Source organism: Paenibacillus sp. DCT19 (genome assembly GCF_003268635.1).
Taxonomy (GTDB): Bacteria; Bacillota; Bacilli; order Paenibacillales; family Paenibacillaceae; genus Paenibacillus.
On sequence record NZ_CP029639.1, the window covers coordinates 4,497,475 to 4,518,722 of the forward strand.

A 21,248-nucleotide genomic window follows, 5' to 3' on the forward strand; every position below is an offset into this window, starting at 1 on the left:
TTTTTGAACATGCGCTTTAGGGCATATTCTGTCCCATTTAAAATAGGGTTACTCCATCGTAACTGAGATCATGAATTGTTTCACCTTTACACAAGCTTCTGTTCACGATACTACGCTTCGATATAAACACCGAACGTTTTGCCACCTGCTTCGATCTGTACCATGTTATCCACTTTAGCAAATGTAACCTCGGTTACGAGGACATTCTCACGCAATACATCATCAAACGCCTGAATAGCTGCTTGAAGCTCAGCATCTACGTCTAGTGTCAGACGTACTCTTTTCTCAATCGGTAGATCCAGCTTCTTCCGAGTATCCTGAACAGCACGCACCACTTCACGAACCCAGCCCTCTTGCTCCAGCTCTGTTGTGATTTCCGTATTGAGCGCTACTGTCAAACCATAACCTGATGCAGAAGCAAAACCTGATTTGGCATGTTTATCTACGAGCAGTTCCTCTTGGGTCACTTGCAGCTCTTCTCCTTCTGGAGAAACGACATTCAGTACACCTTCTGTAACCACTTTGCGCGTTTCGTCAGCAGACATGCCTTTGAAGAAATTCTGCAGGAAGCCAACATTTTTACCATACTTCTTCCCTGCGACTTTCAAATTCAGTTTCAAGGAGAAGTCAACGAATTCCGCATCATCATTCTCTGTACGGATTCCCTTCACATTGATCTCTTCCTTAATGATCTCTTCATAACTTTCCAGGTCGAAACCTTTGTCTAATGATACGATCAATTCGGACAATGGCTGACGTGTCTTGATGCCTGTTTCGTTACGTACGTTACGAGCCAATTCAACGACCCGGCGTGCTGTCTCCATATCCTGTTCCAGCTTCAGATCAATCATATTCTCTTGAGCTACCGGATAATCCTCCATATGCACACTCTCGCCTGTAGTCAGGTTCAGATAGATATCCTCTGCCAGCATCGGCGTAAATGGAGCCACCAGCTTCGCTGTAGTCACGAGTACTTCAGTAAGCGTACGATAAGCATCCAATTTATCTTCTGTCAATCCCGCTCCCCAGAAACGGTCACGGGAACGACGGATGTACCAGTTGCTCAGTTCATCCACAAACGCTTCAATCGCTTTGGAGGAATTCAAGTAATCATTCACAGCCAGCGCTTTTTCTACAACCAGGATCAGACTATTCAGTCTGGATAGAATCCAACGATCCAGCTTGTGTGAAGAGAGCTTGAACGGATGCTCCTGTGGATCAAATCCATCAATCGTGGCATACAACGTTAGGAATGCATGTGTGTTGACAAGTGTATCTACCATTTTGGATTTAGCTTCACCGACAATGCCTTTGGAGAAACGTTTGCTGTTCCATGGTGCGCTGTCAGACAACAAAGCCCAGCGGAATGCATCTGTGCCATATTCTTCGATAACTTCCCAAGGGTCGATAACATTGCCTTTGGATTTGGACATTTTTTGTCCATTCTCATCCAAGACGTGACCTGTTGCCATAACGGCTTTGTAAGGTGCTTTGCCTGTCAAAAGCGTAGAAACCGCCAGCAAACTATAGAACCAGCCACGAGTCTGGTCGATACCTTCACAGATCATATCTGCCGGGTATTGCTGCTCAAAAGTCTCTTTATTTTCAAACGGATAGTGTTGTTGAGCAAACGGCATCGATCCACTGTCAAACCAAACGTCGATGACTTCTGGCGTACGTGTCATCTCGTATTTACCACAAGAGCTCAGAACCTTCACATCGTCTACATACGGCTTGTGCAGCTCCAAGTTCTCAGGCACGTCCCCTACCGCACGAGCACGCAATTCAGCGATGCTATGTGGGGCGAATTGTTCTCCTGTCTCTTCACATACCCAGATGTTAAGCGGAGTTCCCCAATAACGGTCACGACTGATGTTCCAGTCCACCAGATCTTCAAGGAACTTACCGAAACGGCCTTCACGAACGTGACCTGGATACCATTCTACTTCACTGTTGTTTGCGATGAGTTGATCCTTGATCGCTGTTGTTTGGATAAACCAACTGTCCATTGCATAGTACAGAAGTGGTGTATCACAACGCCAGCAGAATGGATAGCTGTGCTCATATTTTTCTTTGCTAAACAAACGTCCATTCTCTGACAGATAACGTACGATATCAATATCACAGTCCTTCACGAAACGTCCGGCAAAGTCGGTAACCTCAGCAACAAATTTACCTTCCAGATCCACCATGTTCACGAAGCTGATTCCATTCTCACGGCATACACGGTAGTCATCCTCACCATGTGCAGGAGCCATGTGTACGATACCCGTACCGCTTGCATCTGTTACGAAGCTTGCTCCAAGGACAATGTTGGCTTTCTCAGCCTGTACGTAATTAAACGGAGGGTTATAGGTTTTGCCAACCAAATCAGAACCCTTTAGCGCTCCGATTACTTCATACTCCCCTTTGGAGTCCTTCATCACTTTTTCTACAAGATTAGTTGCCATGATATATACTTCGTTATCCTGACGCACACGGGAGTAGTCCATATCCGGATTCACCGCAAGTGCTACGTGGGAAGGAAGTGTCCAAGGCGTTGTTGTCCAAGCAAGGACAAATTCACCGCTGTCATCAAGCTTAAATTTCGCCGTAGCACTCAGATCTTTAACATCCTTATACCCTTGTGCAACTTCATGGGAGCTAAGCGTTGTTTGACAAGAAGGGCAATACGGGCTAACGCGGTGACCACGATAGAGCAATCCCTTTTCGTGAATGGTCGCCAAGATGTTCCATACACTCTCGATGTAGTTGTTATCGAGCGTGATATATGGATGATCCATATCTGTCCAATAACCGATTCCTTCTGTCAGGTCACGCCATTGCTGTTCGTATTCAAACACGCTGGCTTTACATTCATTGATAAATTTCTCTACACCGTAATCCTCGATCTCCCACTTGTGAGAGATGCCCAGTTTCTTCTGTACACCCAGTTCTACGGGAAGTCCATGTGTATCCCAACCTGCTTTACGAACGACACGGTACCCTTTCATCGTGTTGTAACGTCCTACAAAGTCCTTGATAACCCGACCTAATACGTGCCCGATATGCGGCTTACCATTCGCTGTTGGTGGCCCTTCGTAAAATACAAAGTTTGGCTTGCCTTCACGGTTCTGAATCGATTTTTGGAATGTATTTTCTGTTTTCCATTTGGTTAACACGCGCAGCTCTCTAGCCCGCGCTTTTTCTTTGACATCAACTCGTTGCATGATTGTCATCCTTTCAGTTGTTAAATTGTGGACCGTCCACAAAAGCGTTTCAATCCCCCTAAATCCCCATTGCCAAGGGGGACCCCATAGGCGCTCCGCCCTCTAGACACCCGGGATGGGTTGTCTTGGGACAGTCTGCGGCGCTATGGGATGTATTGTTCGTGCGGTGCGGCGGCTCTTCTGCGGCTTGTTCCCTACGTGAACGCCGCAGAGCCTCACTGCGTGGGTTCGGTTGCCGTCCGCTTCGCTCGAACGGCGCTTAGCTCTCTACCTGAGCCCCCTGCGGGGCTCATGGACGTTCGCCTTAGCGAACCCTTGTGCCGTCCGCTTCGCTCGAACGGCGCTTGGCTCTCTACCTGAGCTCCCTGCGGGGCTCATGGACGTTCGTCCTTTTTTAGACACAAAAAAACCTCGTCCCTGGAAAGGGACGAGGTTGTGCTCGCGTTACCACCCTAATTCTGTTCATCACAAACCACATCCAATAAGATTGGGTATGCTCTGTCATCAACAGCGCTTATGCCCCGCTAACTTCAGCAGGGTGCCGATATAACGTTCGGCTCACGGTTTCGCTTACGCACGGCATAGGTATCACCGCTTCAGCGTCACTTCTCCGGGGAGATATTCGGCTATAACTCATCCATTGGCTTGCACCGGTATGCCAACTCTCTGAGGGATGAGATCATAACGTACTGAACCCGTCATGGAATCACTATTCATTATGAATATAGTTATAGCCTCTTTGCAGACAAAAGTCAACCAGGCGCGTGACCTAATAAATTTCCTTCATTTCCCGCTCCCGATCACGGACTTCCTGCTCCCGGCTCTCCAGCGCTTCCCAACCATCTTGAGACAGCAATTCAAGCTGTGCCTCAACAAGTGTACGGAAACGAGCACGATAGATAGAAGCTTGCTTCTTCAGCTCTTCAACCTCTAAAGCAATTTTGCGCGATTTAGCCAAAGATTCGTTGACGATGCGGTCCGCATTTTTTTCTGCTTCCTTCACGATCAACTGTGCTTCCTTCTTCGCGTTATTCTTCACATCATCGGCAGCTTCCTGCGCGATAATAATCGTTTTGCTCAGCGTTTCCTCAATTGTCGCAAAATGATCGAGTTTCTCCTGAACGGACAGCAACTGATTGCTCAGTTCTTTGTTTTCGCGAATGACGCCTTCATAATCTTTGATGACTTGATCCAGGAACTCATTGACTTCATCCTCGTCATACCCACGCAAGCGTCGGGAAAATTCCTTGTTATGTATGTCCAGCGGCGTTAATGGCATGCTGTCCACCTCCTGTAAAAGTTCCTTCCCTGCTTGAGAAGGTTTGCAGCATATGGGTTCGACCCAAGAATCCGTATGCAGAATCCCGTGGAAACCTATACGAGTATAAGGCTAGACCAACTTGTGATCTGTATCGGTTAGGATAACCCTTTGCACTTCAATGTATATCGGAAACATCGAATGTTTTTTACACCTTTATTTTAAACATTTCGACAAGAAAGCTTGTTTTCCTGCAACACACTTAGGCAAATTTGCCGATTTTTACGCGACAGCGTCCTTTTTTGGTCATTCCATCCTGCTCCAGCACCTTGAAACGGCCAAAACCTTGAATCGAGACCACGTCCCCAGCCTTCAGTGGTTTGGACGGATCCTCTTCCACCTTCCAGTTCACACGGCAGCGCCCTGCCTTGATTGGAACCAGAACTTTACTGCGACTTAAACGGTAGACATCTGCACAAATGCCATCCAGACGCAGCGAAGCAACCGTGATGTCCATCGTGTCTAGCTTGCTCGCTGACCATTTCATCTGATCGATCGGCAACAATTCTGTGAAGACATGTACACGGTGCACCTGATTCAATTGAAGCGATAAAAAAGCGCCGGTCTCCGCAGCCACTACAGTGTGGCATCCGTCATCCAGCACTTGGATATCTCCAATCTTACCCCGCTTCATCCCAAGCCCGAGCAGGGCACCCATATAGTCCCCATGCTCTAGCTCACTAATCTTCTGGTCATCCGACGTGATACTCATGACCTGCATACTCATGTCTTCATCATCCAGATAACGATAGTCAGGTGCGATCAACGCCCGTTTGCGTTCAGCCGCTTCATAACCGCCGTCTAGACGAATCTGTACATCATCACGGCGATTCACAAGCGTTTGCAAAATAAAAGCCTGTCTCGGATCAAGAAAATCAGTAAGTTTCATATCATGATACTTACCTGCACGTTCTACCCAATCGGAGGCTTTATCCACAAAGTCTCGTTCATCATGACTAAAATGTTCGTAAATTTCACCACTCATCTGTGCTCACCCTGCCTAGAATAAATAGCCCAAAATTGTGAATAGCCCCATACGAACTAACGTCAGCGTAAAGAGCGCTACGATTGGAGAAATATCCAATGTCCCAAATAGAGGAGGGATAAACCTTCTAAACGGACTTAAGTATGGCTCTACAAATTTACCCAACATCTCACCAATGAAACTTTCTCTAGCGTTGGGTAGCCACGACATCAGAATATACGCAATGATCATCCAATAATAAATGTTAAACAATGTATCCAAAAAACTAAAGATCATCGGACTCAAAAAAGGCTCACCTCATTCTGTTATAATCTTGCTCGCTGTCAGCCAGTATTTCCGAAATTGCTCCCTGAATTTCAACTGTATCTGGCGTACAGAGAAAAATGTTGCCGCCAATTTTAGAAATCCCGCCACCTAGGGCATATACCGTACCACTCAAAAAATCGATTACGCGTAATGCCTGATCCTGACGCACTCGCTGCAAGTTAACAACAACCGTGCGATGGGAACGAAGATGATCGGCAATCTCTTGAGCTTCGTCATATGAACGCGGTTCATAAAGGACAACTTTAACATTTTTCTGGGAATGAATGCTCACGACATTATTACCCCTTTGGTTTCTACGTTTATCCAGACTGGAGGTTTCATTTTCTTGATGTTCTGCCTCAGTTTCCTCTTGCGCTGCCAAACGTTCACGCTCCACAATCTCTTCTTCTTCCTGGAGCCCTAGGAAATTCATGAATTTATTCATTACGCCCATCGTGAACCCTCCTCTTTTCCTACAAGAATTGAACCCAGCCGAACCCATGTTGCCCCTTCTTCAATGGCCACTTCAAAATCATTAGACATGCCCATAGAGAGCTGGCTTATCGGTTCTGAGGTCAAGGCTTGTCCATTTAAGTCGTCTCTAAGCTCACGAAGTCCACGGAATACAGGACGGGTAAGCTCAGGATTTTCCTCATGAGGCGCCATCGTCATTAAACCGACGACTTTTAGGTTGCTAAATGAACTGATCTCACGCAAAAATGGTTTGGCCTGTTCGGGCTGTAATCCATATTTGCTCTCTTCACCCGAAATGTTAACTTGTAAAAACGTCTCCACCTGAATACCGAGTGCAGCCGCCTTTTTATCCAGTTCCTTCGCAAGCGATAAACGATCCAGGGAGTGTATGTAGCGGAATTTACCAATAACGTCCTTCACTTTGTTCGTCTGCAGATGACCAATAAAATGCCATATGCCCTGTTGGCCAAAAGCCTCCCATTTCGCCTGCGCATCTTGCCAGCGGTTTTCTCCAATATGCTCAAGACCATGTTGCAACACAGCTCCCGTCGTTTTAAGCGAGACGTATTTGGTAACTGCAATTACGTTCACTTCCTCACGTGCACGGTTACTGCGCTGACACGCGTCTTCAATCTTCTGATTTACCTGTTGTATACGCTCCTCCAATGACACAGAGGTCACCTCTCTTCCAGCCCAATCCAACTCGCCATTCTACCCGTTGTTCCATTTTCTTTACGATATGAAAAAAACAGTTCTGTATGGCAGCTTGTACACCAACTTGTACATTCGATATGATCCGGCAATATTCCTGCTTTCATCATAATGTGTCGATTACATTCTTTCAAGTTTAACATCGTTTTTCCATTATTGGCAGGTTGATAAATGCGATTAGAAGCAGACTCCATGTATTCATCATTACCCGTAGGATCGTCTAGCCAAACCCGTACATGCTGCATAACATTCTCGTCTACTTCATAACAGCAGTCTCCAATTGAAGGCCCAATAGCACAGCGAATGTCTTCTCTGCGACTCCCATAGTTCTCTTCCATCGTTTCTATCATGGACTGCGCGATCCCAGCAACAGTACCTTTCCATCCAGCATGTGCAAGCCCAACCGCTTGTTGAACAGGATCATAGAAATAGAGTGGTACACAGTCTGCATAGAACGACGTTAATAATACACCTGGTACATTCGTAACCAGTCCATCGGTATCCTGAAGAGCAGACTGCCGATCTTGCAGACCTCTGCCTCGATCCTCTGCGGTGATTACCGCTACATGTTTGCCATGCACCTGTTCTCCGCAGGTCCACGCTTCTACCGAGAAACCGAGTTGTTCAGCAACAAGTTTACGATTACGGAGAACATCGTCTGCGTTATCTCCCACATGATATGCACAGTTCAGACTGGCGTAAGGAGCAATCCCAACGCCTCCCTGTCTTGTAGTAAATCCTGCGGTCATCTTACTGAATTGCTGTCTCCACGGCTCCAGATGTAATAACCTTGGTTCAGCAATGAATTGTTCTGCCTGCTTTATATCTTGTTCTGTATCATCATGATCTAAAATAAAGGATTCCATCTTCTCACCTCACAACTTCCAGTTTACCAAATGTAATGCATTCTGTCTTGACTAGATCATTGTCGCTGACTGCGCTCTAACCGCTCAATTCGTTCCTCACGCTGTAAACGACCTTGTTGTTCATCGTACATCCGTGCTTCGCGGTCACGATCATCTAGAACTGTTTCCTTTATCTCATCCATTTTGACCAGAATAACGTCCGAGCCAATCTTTACGATATTTCTCCACGGAATGACCAGATCCGTTCCACCGCCAAATAACCCCATAAACCGGCTAGACCCCGGCACCACAATCGCCTCAATACGGCCCTGTCTCAGATCCAGCTCCAAGTCGCTTATCTGGCCTAGCCGCTTACCATCGGTAATATTGATGACTTCCTTCGTTTGGAAATCAGAAATCTTCACACCTCTTGATACGGATTCCCCTGTATTTCCTTTCATCCGGTTTCCTCCCGCCTTTGCCCACCATCACACTTATAGGGGTTGTTCAAAAAGTCCGCTTTTGATTACAAAGGATGCCCTGTGGCATCTTAACGTCGAATATGGAATTCAGCCGAAATGTCCGTTGCTCACGTAGTTTTTCCTACGCTCCGCTACTCCATTTCTATCTTCATCCCATCTTCTCGGTACTGAAAACCACCCTTTTTGAACACGCACTTATATATAATTATATGTTCCTGTTGCGAAAAATGTCCTATTTCTCGGCTCACAGCAAAAAGGCGACCCCAGGTTATTTCCCTCTGATCGCCTTCTTGGCTCTACTTCATCTTACGACTTAACATGCTTTTGCATCTGTTGTATGGCCGACTTCTCCAGGCGCGATACCTGCGCTTGAGAAATGCCGATCTCATCAGCTACTTCCATTTGCGTTTTTCCTTCAAAAAAACGCATGGACAAAATCATTTTTTCGCGTTGACCAAGACGATGCATCGCTTCTCGAAGTGCAATCTCTTCAATCCATGATACATCCTTGTTTTTATCGTCACTGATCTGATCCATCACATAGATCGGATCTCCACCGTCATGATAAATCGGTTCAAAGAGTGAAACCGGGTCTTGGATGGCATCTAATGCAAACACGACATCTTCCTTAGGCACATTCAGTGCTTCGGAAATTTCGAATATCGTCGGTTCACGGGAATTTTTATTAGTCAGGCTGTCACGAACCTGAAGTGCTTTATAAGCAATGTCCCGCAAGGAGCGAGATACCCGAATCGGGTTATTGTCGCGCAAGTATCTACGGATTTCCCCAATAATCATCGGAACCGCATACGTTGAAAATTTAACATTTTGGGATAAGTCAAAATTATCAATGGCTTTCATCAGGCCAATACATCCAACCTGGAACAGATCATCGACAAACTCCCCTCGATTGTTAAAGCGCTGAATGACGCTGAGTACCAGACGCAGGTTGCCATTCACTAATTTTTCTCTTGCTGAGCGATCGTGATGTTGCTGAAGGGAATGAAATAATTCCCTCATTTCAGTGTTGGTGAGAACAGGCAACTTTGCGGTGTCCACGCCACAAATCTCGACTTTGTTTCGGGTCATCGTGATTTACCTCCCAAGGAGAAACATTAATGTACATTATCTCCGGGGCAGGCTTTTTTATTCGTCCTTGGCAACCTTGCCATTAATACCCAACTTTACATTTCACGCTGTTCAGACCATTTTATTAAACTCTTTGCGTAGTCTTTTAATGATTCTTTTTTCGAGACGAGAGATGTAGGATTGCGAGATTCCGAGTAAATCGGCAACATCTTTTTGCGTCTTTTCTTCCCCATCCGTTAAGCCAAAGCGAAGCTCCATAATCATCCGTTCACGATCGGTTAATTTTTCCAGAGCCTTATGCAGCAACTTACGATCTACTTGTTCTTCAATATTTCGATAGATTGTATCGTTCTCTGTACCGAGTACATCGGATAATAATAGTTCATTTCCATCCCAATCAATATTGAGCGGTTCGTCAAAAGAAACCTCTGTACGAATTTTACTATTACGCCGTAAGTACATTAGAATTTCATTTTCAATACAACGCGATGCGTAAGTTGCCAGTTTAATTTTCTTTTCCGGATCAAATGTGTTCACCGCTTTAATAAGCCCAATGGCTCCGATGGAGACCAAGTCTTCGATGTTAATACCCGTATTTTCGAATTTGCGTGCAATGTAAACGACCAATCGCAGATTCCGTTCAATCAGCATCGCTCGGATCGCAGCGTCTCCTGAGGATAACTTTTGAAGCAAAAATTCCTCTTCTTCACGGGTCAACGGAGGTGGTAGCGCTTCACTCCCACCGATATAATAAATCTCTTCACTCTTCAGACCGAACAAAAACAACACACGATAGTATTGCAGCTGAGCTACCAATTTCCATTTTACAAGCATGTTCGTCCCTCCTATACCACATTCAGCGGCTTTTCTGTTGCTCCCACCGTGAGAGCCGTAGACTGTGTGTTAACAGCTTCTGACACGAGTTCAGGATGAATCACAGCACGATACTTGCCCTCTGAAGACAATACGCCGCCATCCAGACCTACCAACACCTTCGTTGTTTCATAGCATATTTCACCCAGACTCACTCGAACGAGATCAGGTCTTATCGCGAGCATAAAAGCAGTTCCTTTGTTAATCCCGCGAAATGGGACAAGCCTTAAACGATCCTGCCAACGAAACTGCTCTTGATCCAGTTCCATAATAAGGTTGTCCGGTGCCTCGTCCTTCAACCTGCCTTTCCAAGCCTCAGGCAACAGATCTTGCCAAAGTGAGACTTCCATGACCATGACCGGTAACCGAGAAAGAGGATCTGTCAGCTGATTGCCGGTATCCACAAGGCCTGTACAAGTTATGGTCACCTCGTCAATCACAACTTCGACTCTACCTAAATAAGTTGTCATTCGATCTGTTTTGCGTTTGGAGTTCTGAACAACCTTGAATAAAAATAAAACAGTAAAGAACACGATAAACGTAAACCAGAACGCAATTTTCAGATCAAAGGACATCCCACCAGACGTGGTAAACCAGATACCGTTAAATATCTCACCTGAATTCTGAAGCATATAATGCATACCTAGAATGCCTCCAGCGGCCACAAAATTGATGACGTAGAAGGTACCCAAGGTCCTTACGAAAGACTGAAGGCCTTTAAACCCGAATGCGATGCTGAGCATCACCAGTGACAAGCCGAACTTGATCAGAAAGGTGAACATGAATTCCAGCTCCGGCACAAACATCATAACCACATACAGCGCACCTACTACTGCTGACAGTAGCCATCTCCACCAAACTAACTTGATGCCTCGCATCCATGCCGTAAGTCCAATAAGTGCACCGTCAATACACAAGTTCGTCAAAAAGATAAGATCCACATAAACAACCAACGCTTCACCTGCCTACATCCATATCAGAATTCGATATAATGCACCGCTATACACCTATCAGGATATTCACAAGTATACGCAGCCCCTCTTCAAAGTCTGTCTAATCATGGAGGGATCGGCTCAACTATTTTTGTCGGATTACGCTTCTGATTGATTGTTCAGAATTTGTTCATTACCGTATGGTACAGTTAATTTGATTGCTTTATGGGCTAGCTAAGCTACGTATACATGGCGCAAAAAAATAAAAAAACCGGAACTCCATATGGAGAACCGGGTTTAGAATACAAACTATATTTTGTTTAGTCGTTATTAGTGTTACGTGAACGATTGCGCAAAAATGTCGGAATGTCCAACTGATCGCTGCTTGGCTGATTGCCGAACGGACGCAGATTAGGCGCACGGTTATCCGTAGGCTCACTAGTTGGAGCAGTTTTACGAGCTGGTGGCGGCGATACAGGCTTATCTTCAAAGCCAGTCGCGATCACCGTAACCTTGATTTCTTCCTTCAGGTTCTCATCAATGATGGCACCGAAGATCATGTTTACTTCCGGATCGGAAGCAGACGTGACGATTTCTGCTGCTTCGTTAACTTCATATAGCGACAGGTTAATGCCACCTGTGATATTCATGATTACGCCACGAGCACCTTCAATTGATGTTTCAAGCAAAGGACTCATGATCGCTTTACGAGCTGCTTCAGCCGCACGATTTTCACCAGTAGATTCACCAATACCCATCAGCGCAGATCCACGTTCATGCATAATCGTTTTGACGTCAGCAAAGTCAAGGTTGATTAGACCCGGAACAGCGATCAGATCAGAAATACCTTGTACTGCTTGACGCAATACGTTATCTGCTTGACGGAATGCTTCCAGCATCGGTGTCTTTTTGTCTACAATCTCAAGCAAACGATCGTTAGGAATAACGATTAGTGTATCTACTTTTTCCTTCAGAGCTTCAATGCCTTGCTCTGCATGGCTAGAACGTTTACGTCCTTCAAAAGTAAATGGGCGTGTTACTACGCCAACTGTAAGTGCACCACATTCTTTGGCGATCTCAGCGATAACTGGAGCCGCTCCTGTACCTGTACCACCGCCCATACCGGCTGTAACAAATACCATGTCTGCACCTTTGAGCGTATTCATGATCAGATCGCGGGATTCTTCCGCTGCTTTCTTACCAACATCGGGGTTAGCACCTGCGCCAAGACCACGTGTTAGTTTGTCACCGATTTGCAATTTATGTTCGGATTTAGCCAGATGCAATGCTTGAGCATCTGTATTTACCGTTATAAATTCCACACCTTGTACACCATTTTCGATCATTCGGTTAACAGCATTGCTTCCGCCGCCGCCTACCCCGATGACCTTTATTTGAGCCAAGCTCTCCATCTCGAAATCAAATTCCAACATATTATTCCATCTCCCCCTCAATGTGCATGGATGGCTCGTCCAATTTTTGATTGAACCGAATCAATTTCATATATCGACGAACGAAAGCGTTTATGTTAGTTTCAGCGCATTCAGACGTCTTCAAGAAGTATGAAAGAGATTCAACCTGTTATATAAATTCGCTGAACATATTTTTCAGCCGTTCGAACAAACCCGGTTTTTGCTCCGATTCCGGAGACGCATTCGGCTTAACACGGTTGGTCGGTTTCTTGTTGTTATTGTTATTATTGTTGCTGCCACCGCCGTTGCTGCTCGAAGGACGAAGACGCAAACTGCGGATTACATTGTGCAGAATACCAACCCCGCTAGTGAAGCCTGGGTCGCGTACACCGATATAATCCGGAACGGCTACTCGCACCGATGCAGCAAGCTCATGCTGAGCTACTTGCAGAACACCTGGCATAGACACGGTTCCTCCCGTTAGTATATAACCTCCAGGAAGCTCTGTGTAACCAAGTTGCTTCACTTCTTGAGAGATCATCTGGAATATTTCCTGAACTCTTGGTTCGATAATGGCTGCCAAATCCTCTTGCGAGAATTCTTTGTCCACATTGCTACCGATTCGTGTCACTTTGAACATGACATCCGCGGCAGCATCATCCAGCCAAGCACAGCCATATTTCAGCTTCACCTTTTCTGCTTGATCCGTTAGCGTACGCAAACCATAGGCGATATCATTCGTTACGAACTCTCCGCCAATGGGTAACGTTGAAGTTGCTACAAGACTATCCTCTTCAAAGATAGCAATCGTTGTAGCCCCTGCTCCAACATCAACAAGTACAGATCCCATTGCTTTTTCATCTTTAGATAAAGCCAATTGGCCTGCACCAAGTGACATGAGTACCAAATCACTTACTTTCAGACCCGCTTTCTCTACGCAGCGCAAAAGATTATGTATCGCGGTTTTTGCACCCGTAATGATGGTCGCCTCCACTTCCAGACGAACACCAATCATACCACGGGGATCCTGAATGCCTTCCAAGCCATCAACAACGTACTGCTTGGCGACAACGTCAATAATTTCCCGTTCCGGCGGAACCGCAATAACTTCGGCTGCTTTCAACACCCGCTCCATGTCTTCTTCTCCGATTTCACGATCCTCGTTAGATACTGCCACGACGCCGTGACTGCTCATCAGTCCGATATGATTTCCCGAGATTCCAACATATACTTCGGATATTTGAATACCTACCATACGTTCAGCATGATCCACAGCATTTCGAATCGACTGTACCGTTTGATCGATATCTACGATTACACCTTTGCGAATTCCTTCCGAGTCGGCAGATCCAACTCCAATAATATTAAAGGTTCCATTATTAATTTCCCCAATAATAGCGCGAATTTTGGATGTACCGATGTCCAAACTAACAATGATGTCATTGTTACTCAAGTCTGTGGCACCTCCTGACTCCAATAGTAAAATACGTTCGGGTTTAAACACTCTTAAAACATATTCAACACACTTTAGGCTTTCCCTCTTTTTTCTACAATTTTTTTGGGTGCCAAGATCTGGTTGCGAGACATAAAACCTTGAAGAAAAAAGAAGGAGGCAACTCCAGTGCCATAAGTTCAAGTGTATCATTTTTTCTTCATCTCAGAAAGAACAACTTTCACAGGTTAGACGTGGGCAAACCCTGATTCCGTAGGGATTTTAAATTCATTTCAAACCCAACAATCCGAAATCAAGGATTTGCTCCTGGTTCAACATCGTCCTCAGGGTTGTCGGCGATAAAAGGTACATAGGTATCGGCCTCCAACATCGTTATTTTTCCTGGCCGCTCCGTCTCAATAACCTGATTAAGATATTCCACCTTGTCCGGCAGCATAGACACCGTCGTAATCACTTCAAACTGCGATTTTGTATAGATCCGAATCTGATCCGGAAATGAGGGCGTAGGATTCGGAATAATCTCCGAAATGTCCGTTGTAAGCTCATTCGGTATGGTAGCTAAGACTTCACTCAATTTGGCTTTGAGCGGATCGTCTGCTTTCCACTGTGTCAGAATGGGTTTCTCTACAGCTACACCAATGGTAGGGGGTACAATCAAGCTTGTCCCGCTGGCAAGTATCGCTTTGAGTGCTCCATCCGCGGCAAGTTCATATGCAACCGTTGGATATTCCTCTACCTTGATATGAATCGTGCCAGGAAACTGCTTGTCCACCGTTACATTAGAGATCGCTTTATCTGTCTTCAGTTGTTCGATAATCTCTGACGAGCTTGTCCCAAAAAATTGTTCGCCTACCTTCAGACCACTTTTCTCCAACAATTCCGAAGTTGATGTGTATACATTACCCGTAATCTCAATCTCCGAAATCCGACTCATTGAAGAGCGAAAGAATAACACTGCAAGTAAGGCAATAAAAAGAAGTAGCAAAATGAATACAATTTTACGGCTTGTGTTTCGTTTAGGCCGATTCTTTTTGAGAACCGGAATTTGACTTTTTGGCATAGATCGCGCTCCACAAAGCCTTCAGCCCCCTTCCCTTGAAGAAGGGGACTCAAAGGACGTTAATTGGCAAAATCGAGCTGTTTCGAAACGGGAGATTGTCTTTCAACGGAAGCTCCGAGACTCTGGAACAACTTTTCGATACAATCATACCCTCTGTCAATGTGATGAACTTGCTCTACAACCGTCTTGCCCTGTGCTGCTAAACCAGCAATAACCAGAGCTGCACCTGCACGCAAGTCAGTTGCTTCCACTGTGGCTCCGTATAAACGGGGAACACCACGTATAAAGGCTGCATTCAGATCTACCGATATATCGGCTCCCATTACATTCAGCTCATCCACATGTTTGAATCGACCTTCAAACACCGTCTCCTTCATTACACTAAACCCATCGGCTAGACTAAGCAGAACCATAATTTGCGACTGCAGGTCTGTGGGGAACGAAGGATAAGGTGAAGTTACAATTCGATCTACTGATTTTGGACGGCTCATACAGCTCACCGTCATTATATCATTGCATACTGTAATTTGAACACCAGTGCGCTTCAACACATGTATAAGAGAAGTAAGATGTGCCGGATTGCAATGTGTAAGCGTTACATTTCCTCGCGTAGCTGCGGCTGCGATCATCACCGTTCCAGCCACAATTCGATCAGGAATAATTTCGTATGAGCATGGTACCAGCTTTTCCACGCCATTAATCGTAATGGTATCCGTTCCCGCACCAATGATACTTGCGCCCATAGCATTCAGAAAGTGCTGCAAATCCTGAATTTCAGGTTCACGTGCTGCATTAAAAATGGTTGTTGTGCCCTTGGCTACCACAGCTGCCATCATAATATTCTCCGTGGCTCCCACGCTCGGGAAATCCAGATGAATATCCGTTCCAACCAACTCACGACCACGACAAATGATCTGTTGATCCTGTTCCTCGATTGTCGCTCCGAGCGCTTCCAGGCCCCGGAGGTGAAGATCAATTTTACGTTCTCCAATCGCACAACCACCTGGCTGATACACGGATACTTGCCCGAATTTAGCGAGCAGTGGTCCCATTAAGAAAATGGAAGAGCGCATCTGTTTCATAAGCTCCTCAGGCACATCATAAGACTGAATGGACGACGTATTAATCGTCACTGTTCCCTGTTCATGCCGACACGTGCATCCAAGCCGTTCCAGGATATACAGCATTACTTCAATGTCCAGCAAGTGTGGTACGTTGTGCAGTGTGACTTCCCCATCTGCCAACAAACTTGCGGCCATAATCGGTAAAGCGGCATTTTTTGCTCCATGGATGCGTATGGATCCTGAGAGGGGTTTCCCGCCTTCAATCACCAATTTGTCCAATGTATCACCTCCGGGGTTTACCGCTCACCCACTACGAAGACTTCCGGTACCAGGTCAATACCGTTTTGAGATGATATAGTGTTCTGAATCTGCTGCATAAGGGTGATAACGTCCTCTGCTGTTGCTTGGCCGGTATTAACAATGAAATTGGCATGCATGGTGGATACCTGTGCGCCTCCCTGTGTCTTACCCTTTAGCCCTGCTGCTTCAATCAGTCGGGCTGCATAATCACCAGGTGGGTTTCGGAAAACACTACCTGCACAAGCCATCTGCAGTGGCTGTGTGCGACGCCTGCGATTCTTATAGGCAGCCATCGATTCCGAAATGACCTTGCGCTCGCCTTGCTGAAGAGCAAACGTAGCCTCCAGTACAATGCCTCTCTGGTCATGCAGTACAGAGTGGCGGTAGGCAAATTTCATGTCCTCCTTGCTGTAACGTACCAATTCCCCTGTTCCCAGCACAATCTCAGCGGATTGAAATATCCGTGACACATCCGATCCATGGGCTCCCGCATTCATATACACAGCTCCACCAACAGTTCCAGGAATGCCGCTACCAAATTCCAAACCGGTAAATTCTTTTTTAGCAGCCATCACACTCAGTTTAACAAAAGAAAATGCAGCTCCGGCCGTTACGCCATCTTCGTGAAATTCCGCAAAATCAAAGCCTTCTCCCGGTTTCACAACAACACCACGTATTCCTTTGTCAGATACTAACATGTTGGATCCACGTCCGAGTTGCATCCACGGGATCTCATGCTTCTGTAACAACTGAATTAGATTGACCATTTGCTCTTTGTTTTCCGGTATGACTAGCACATCCGCAGGACCACCGATTTTCCATGTTGTATATTTTGCGAGCGGCTCGTTTTCAAGAACTTTGCCGACATTATTCTGGGATAGTAACGATATCCACTGCTGCATGTTGAAAACCTCCTTTACTTCGAACCGATGAGCAAGCCTGCTGCTGTCTCAACAGGCTGTGCTACGACGCTATGGAACGATTGTCACGATTTATACGGTATCTTATGTCAGTCCCGCCAGGGATGTGACAGTCGCCCAGAACACACTTTAGCGGCGCACAGCGAGTCGCCGAATTTCATTCACAAGCACCTCTGCTGAGTCAGGTTTGCCAAGCTGCTTGGATGCTGCAGCCATCTCCCTGCGAGTCCCTTCATCATTCATGATGCCGGCAATGGTTTCATAGAGCTTTTGGCCCGTCAGATCTTTTTCCAACATCGTAATGGATGCTCCTCCACCTTCAAGGGTACGCGCATTCGCTTCCTGATGATTATTCGTTACATTCGGCGAAGGTATGAGAATAGATGGAATGCCAAGTGACGTAATCTCCGCAAGGAATGACGCCCCAGCACGATTTACAATCAGAGAAGTACAAGCAAGCACTTCAGGCATATTGTGCACATAAGGCAATACGTGCAGATGATTAGGCATCGTGCCAAGTGAACTTCGGATTGCTTCTCTTGTTTCATCGAAATAGGTATCGCCGGTCACGTATACCACATGAACATCATCCAGCTCAGCTAACCTTGGAGCCATATCTACCATTGCTTTGTTGATTGCTTTGGCTCCGCGGCTGCCCCCTACAACAAGAACAACACGGCTGTCCATCGGAACACCCAGTGTAGCAAAACCTCGATCACGGCTCGCCTTAGCAACCGTAGTTGCCCGTGGATTACCTGTATAGATGACTCGTTTAGCCCCGGAGAATGCTTTTTCTGCACCTTCAAAGCTAACAGCTACGGTATCCACATAACGTGTGAGGAACTTGTTGGTCAGACCTGGGATGGCATTCTGTTCGTGAATAATACTTGGAATACCTAGCTTGGCCGCAGCGTAAACGACAGGACCACATACATATCCGCCCGTACCAATCACGACATCAGGTTTAAATTCCTTGAGCATTTTTTTGGATTTGCTTACACCTTGAATAAAACGCATAACGGTCTTCAAGTTGTCAATCGACAGTTTCCTACGAAAGCCAGTAATGTCGATGGATTGAAACGGAATATTTTCTTGAGGCACCAGTTTGCTTTCCAAACCTCTGGTTCCTCCAATATATAAAAATGTCGAGTCGGGATTCTCCGTCTCCAATTGTCTTGCTATGGCAACAGCCGGATAGATATGTCCACCCGTACCGCCGCCGCTTAGAACGACTCGCATCGTTTTCACCTCGCATAACGGGATAAGTTTAATAAAATGCCTAGAGCAGTGAGCATGAGTGTTAGAGACGATCCACCGTAACTGATTAACGGCAGTGTAATCCCGGTAACAGGCATAAGCCCAATAACAACACCGATATTAATGATCACCTGAACAGCAACCATACCTACGATCCCTACGCCGAGCAAGCTGCCAAAGGCATCAGGAACTGTCATTGCTACACGCATCCCTCTCCAGACCAACACTAGAAATAAAAGCAATACAATTAACCCACCGATAAAGCCTAACTCCTCGGCCAAAATAGAAAAAATAAAATCCGTCTGTGGCTCTGGCACATAACTGTACTTCTGACGGCTCATGCCGAGTCCAAGACCCGCGAGTCCTCCTGGCCCAATTGCATATAACGATTGAATAATTTGATATCCTGCGCCCAGTGGGTCAGACCATGGATCTAGAAAGGCTGTAATCCGTTTCAAACGGTAAGGTGCTGCCGCAATTAACGCCGCGAATCCAGCCACACCGCCTAGAGCCAGGAACAATAAATGCTTCATTCGTGCACCTGCCGTAAACACAATCAGCATGGATGCACCCATCATAACTGTGCCTGTCCCCAAATCGGGCTGTAGCATAATAATGCCAAAAGCCAAACCCATCAATCCAAGTGGCGGTAGTAAACCGGTGGTGAAGGTTTTGATTTTCCCAGGGTCTTTACTAAGCCAGTGTGCCAAAAACAATATCATGCCTAGCTTCATGAACTCTGAAGGCTGGATACCAAAGGAACCAATCCCAAGCCAGCTTCGCGCTCCACCGCGAACAACACCAATGCCCGGAATCAGTACAGCTATCAGCATAATAAAACAGGCGATTAAAATCGGCTTTGCATACTTCCGCCAAACACGGTAATCCACACTCGCCGTTACAAACATCGCGGCAAGTCCAAGTCCTGCGAACAGAAGTTGTCTTTTGGCAAAGTAAAATGAATCCCCATAGTCGTGGAAAGCAAGAACCGAACCTGCACTGTATACCATAATAATGCCGATGGCAAGCAATGCCATAATACATATCAGGAGCCAGAGATCTGGCGCCGGTCGCGACTGTTTCATCAGGAGGCCACCCCTTGCATGGAAGTAGGGGCTTTTCCACCCCCCTACTTACAAGTTATGCGCCGCCTCTTTAAAAATGCGTCCCCGCTCTTCATAGGATGCAAACATGTCCCAACTTGCGCATGCTGGTGACAAAAGAACTACATCACCTGGAGCCGCAAGCCGAGATGCTTCCTGCACCGCAGCGGTTAACGTCTTGGCAGCGTCCTCTTCATTATCGACGACCTTAATTTGCTTTAACCCAGCCAATTCAGCTACATGAGCGATTTTCGCACGATTTTCACCAAGTGCAACAACAGCCTTAACTCGTTCCTGGAACAGTGGTAAGAGCTCCATCATATCTGAACCCCGATCGAGTCCGCCTGCTATAAGTACAACGGGCTCTTTGAAAGAATTCAGCGCCATAACCGTAGCTTTGGAATTGGTTGCTTTGGAGTTATTGAAGTATGTAGCTCCATTATGTTGCAACACATATTCAAGTCGATGCTCAACTCCCTTGAACTCGATTAGAGGAGTTGCAAGCACAGCAGGATCAGCTCCAGCGGATACCGCTATAGCTACCGCTGCCAGCGCGTTCTCTACATTGAATCTTCCGGGAATGCCGATATTCTCCACATCAACAATCACATGACGATGACCTTGCTCATCCGCATAAATCACCTGACGCTTCACATCATCTTCTTCTCCATCCACATAAGAAGGATCAGCATATACGCCTGTTTCTAACTTCTCGGTCATGGAGAACGGAAGCAGTTTGCTCTTGATGTAAGGTATTAGTCCACGACATACAGGATCATCCCAATTCAAAATGGCGATATCATCTGATTGCTGATTGGAGAACAACTTGGCTTTGGAAGCTACATAATCATCCATATCCCCATGGTAGTCCAAGTGAGTCTCAGCTACGTTGAGCAAACTAGCAATACGTGGACGGAAATCACTAGTGCCTTTGAGCTGGAAGCTACTAAGTTCCACAACCATCCAATTATCGGCCGTAGCCTGTTGTGCTGCCTCCGAAAGCGGGGTTCCGATATTACCAGCAACGATAGGCTGTAAGCCCGCATGCTGAAGCATTTTGCCTACCCACGTCGTCGTGGTAGTTTTGCCATTGGAACCCGTAATTCCAATCATCGGAGCAGCACACAGGTGATAGGCAACTTCCACTTCAGTCACTACCTCGATGCCTAAATTCAATGCTTGCTGAACGGGTGGTGCTTGATAAGGAATTCCAGGATTCTTAACCACTAGCTTTACATCACTGTGGATCAGATCATCCGGATGTCCTCCGCATACAACAGAAATTCCCAAAGCCTCCAATTCGGATGCTTCGGGACACTGTTCTCTTTCTTTTTTATCATTTACTGTGACAATTGCTCCAACGTGATGCAGTACTTTGGCTACTTGCACACCACTCTTGGCAAGTCCCAGCACAACGATTTGTTGTCCGCGATACGATTCAGGATGGTTCATGAT

General features: G+C 46.1%; 20 protein-coding genes and 1 other annotated feature. Of the genes, 1 reads left to right on the top strand and 19 read right to left on the bottom strand.

All coding sequences use genetic code 11. From position 1 onward, the window contains the following. Positions 1 to 110: 110 nt before the first annotated feature. Positions 111 to 3,209, bottom strand: coding sequence for an isoleucine--tRNA ligase (ileS, locus tag DMB88_RS20585; protein WP_128102841.1), 3,099 nt, complete (start codon positions 3,207 to 3,209; stop codon positions 111 to 113). A gap of 125 nt (positions 3,210 to 3,334) precedes the next feature. Between ileS and DMB88_RS30310 the strand changes: the two genes are divergently transcribed. Then, positions 3,335 to 3,472, top strand: coding sequence for a hypothetical protein (locus tag DMB88_RS30310; RefSeq protein ID WP_164848747.1), 138 nt, complete (start codon positions 3,335 to 3,337; stop codon positions 3,470 to 3,472). A gap of 157 nt (positions 3,473 to 3,629) precedes the next feature. Further along, positions 3,630 to 3,920, bottom strand: a binding site (T-box leader). A gap of 58 nt (positions 3,921 to 3,978) precedes the next feature. On the opposite strand, the gene DMB88_RS20590 is transcribed toward DMB88_RS30310, so the two are convergent. The 18 genes from DMB88_RS20590 to murD all read right to left on the bottom strand — a co-directional run bounded on the left by DMB88_RS20590 (position 3,979) and on the right by murD (position 21,245). Then, the gene (locus DMB88_RS20590) at positions 3,979 to 4,488 is read right to left on the bottom strand and encodes a DivIVA domain-containing protein (RefSeq protein WP_056696170.1); all 510 of its coding nucleotides are present in this window, start codon (positions 4,486 to 4,488) and stop codon (positions 3,979 to 3,981) included. Positions 4,489 to 4,729: 241 nt separating this feature from the next. Next, the gene (locus tag DMB88_RS20595) at positions 4,730 to 5,512 is read right to left on the bottom strand and encodes a YlmH family RNA-binding protein (protein ID WP_128102842.1); all 783 of its coding nucleotides are present in this window, start codon (positions 5,510 to 5,512) and stop codon (positions 4,730 to 4,732) included. A 15-nt stretch (positions 5,513 to 5,527) separates the two neighbouring features. Then, entirely contained in the window at positions 5,528 to 5,788 is a 261-nt protein-coding gene (locus DMB88_RS20600) for a YggT family protein (RefSeq protein WP_128104535.1), read from the bottom strand. 16 nt (positions 5,789 to 5,804) lie between these two features. Continuing rightward, positions 5,805 to 6,272, bottom strand: coding sequence for a cell division protein SepF (locus DMB88_RS20605; RefSeq protein WP_128102843.1), 468 nt, complete (start codon positions 6,270 to 6,272; stop codon positions 5,805 to 5,807). Continuing rightward, entirely contained in the window at positions 6,263 to 6,964 is a 702-nt protein-coding gene (locus tag DMB88_RS20610) for a YggS family pyridoxal phosphate-dependent enzyme (RefSeq protein ID WP_128102844.1), read from the bottom strand. Before DMB88_RS20610 ends, DMB88_RS20605 begins: the two co-directional genes overlap by 10 nt. Positions 6,965 to 6,969: 5 nt before the next feature. Continuing rightward, positions 6,970 to 7,869 (bottom strand): peptidoglycan editing factor PgeF, encoded by a 900-nt coding sequence (pgeF, locus tag DMB88_RS20615; RefSeq protein WP_128102845.1) that lies wholly within the window; start codon positions 7,867 to 7,869, stop codon positions 6,970 to 6,972. Between the two features lie 56 nt (positions 7,870 to 7,925). Continuing rightward, positions 7,926 to 8,309 (bottom strand): YlmC/YmxH family sporulation protein, encoded by a 384-nt coding sequence (locus tag DMB88_RS20620; RefSeq protein WP_128102846.1) that lies wholly within the window; start codon positions 8,307 to 8,309, stop codon positions 7,926 to 7,928. 327 nt (positions 8,310 to 8,636) lie between these two features. Further along, complete coding sequence (gene sigG / locus DMB88_RS20625) at positions 8,637 to 9,419, bottom strand: RNA polymerase sporulation sigma factor SigG (RefSeq protein WP_056696161.1); 783 nt, start codon at positions 9,417 to 9,419, stop codon at positions 8,637 to 8,639. 111 nt (positions 9,420 to 9,530) lie between these two features. After that, positions 9,531 to 10,253 (bottom strand): RNA polymerase sporulation sigma factor SigE, encoded by a 723-nt coding sequence (sigE, locus tag DMB88_RS20630; protein ID WP_056696160.1) that lies wholly within the window; start codon positions 10,251 to 10,253, stop codon positions 9,531 to 9,533. An 11-nt stretch (positions 10,254 to 10,264) separates the two neighbouring features. Further along, the gene (gene spoIIGA, locus DMB88_RS20635) at positions 10,265 to 11,245 is read right to left on the bottom strand and encodes a sigma-E processing peptidase SpoIIGA (RefSeq protein WP_128102847.1); all 981 of its coding nucleotides are present in this window, start codon (positions 11,243 to 11,245) and stop codon (positions 10,265 to 10,267) included. A gap of 299 nt (positions 11,246 to 11,544) precedes the next feature. Then, entirely contained in the window at positions 11,545 to 12,657 is a 1,113-nt protein-coding gene (gene ftsZ, locus DMB88_RS20640; protein WP_128102848.1) for a cell division protein FtsZ, read from the bottom strand. A gap of 148 nt (positions 12,658 to 12,805) precedes the next feature. Further along, positions 12,806 to 14,089, bottom strand: a complete 1,284-nt coding sequence (ftsA, locus tag DMB88_RS20645) for a cell division protein FtsA (RefSeq protein WP_128102849.1) — start codon at positions 14,087 to 14,089, stop codon at positions 12,806 to 12,808. Between the two features lie 292 nt (positions 14,090 to 14,381). After that, a complete protein-coding gene (locus tag DMB88_RS20650) occupies positions 14,382 to 15,149 on the bottom strand; it encodes a cell division protein FtsQ/DivIB (protein ID WP_128102850.1) in 768 nt (255 codons plus the stop codon). A gap of 59 nt (positions 15,150 to 15,208) precedes the next feature. Further along, positions 15,209 to 16,492 (bottom strand): UDP-N-acetylglucosamine 1-carboxyvinyltransferase, encoded by a 1,284-nt coding sequence (gene murA / locus DMB88_RS20655; RefSeq protein WP_128102851.1) that lies wholly within the window; start codon positions 16,490 to 16,492, stop codon positions 15,209 to 15,211. 17 nt (positions 16,493 to 16,509) lie between these two features. Then, positions 16,510 to 17,415 (bottom strand): UDP-N-acetylmuramate dehydrogenase, encoded by a 906-nt coding sequence (gene murB / locus DMB88_RS20660; protein WP_128102852.1) that lies wholly within the window; start codon positions 17,413 to 17,415, stop codon positions 16,510 to 16,512. Positions 17,416 to 17,562: 147 nt separating this feature from the next. Then, positions 17,563 to 18,672, bottom strand: coding sequence for an undecaprenyldiphospho-muramoylpentapeptide beta-N-acetylglucosaminyltransferase (gene murG / locus DMB88_RS20665; protein ID WP_128102853.1), 1,110 nt, complete (start codon positions 18,670 to 18,672; stop codon positions 17,563 to 17,565). Between the two features lie 5 nt (positions 18,673 to 18,677). Beyond that, on the bottom strand, positions 18,678 to 19,775 hold the full coding sequence (gene spoVE, locus DMB88_RS20670; RefSeq protein ID WP_128102854.1) for a stage V sporulation protein E: 1,098 nt from the start codon (positions 19,773 to 19,775) through the stop codon (positions 18,678 to 18,680). Between the two features lie 48 nt (positions 19,776 to 19,823). Continuing rightward, on the bottom strand, positions 19,824 to 21,245 hold the full coding sequence (gene murD / locus DMB88_RS20675; protein ID WP_128102855.1) for a UDP-N-acetylmuramoyl-L-alanine--D-glutamate ligase: 1,422 nt from the start codon (positions 21,243 to 21,245) through the stop codon (positions 19,824 to 19,826). Positions 21,246 to 21,248 lie beyond the last annotated feature (3 nt).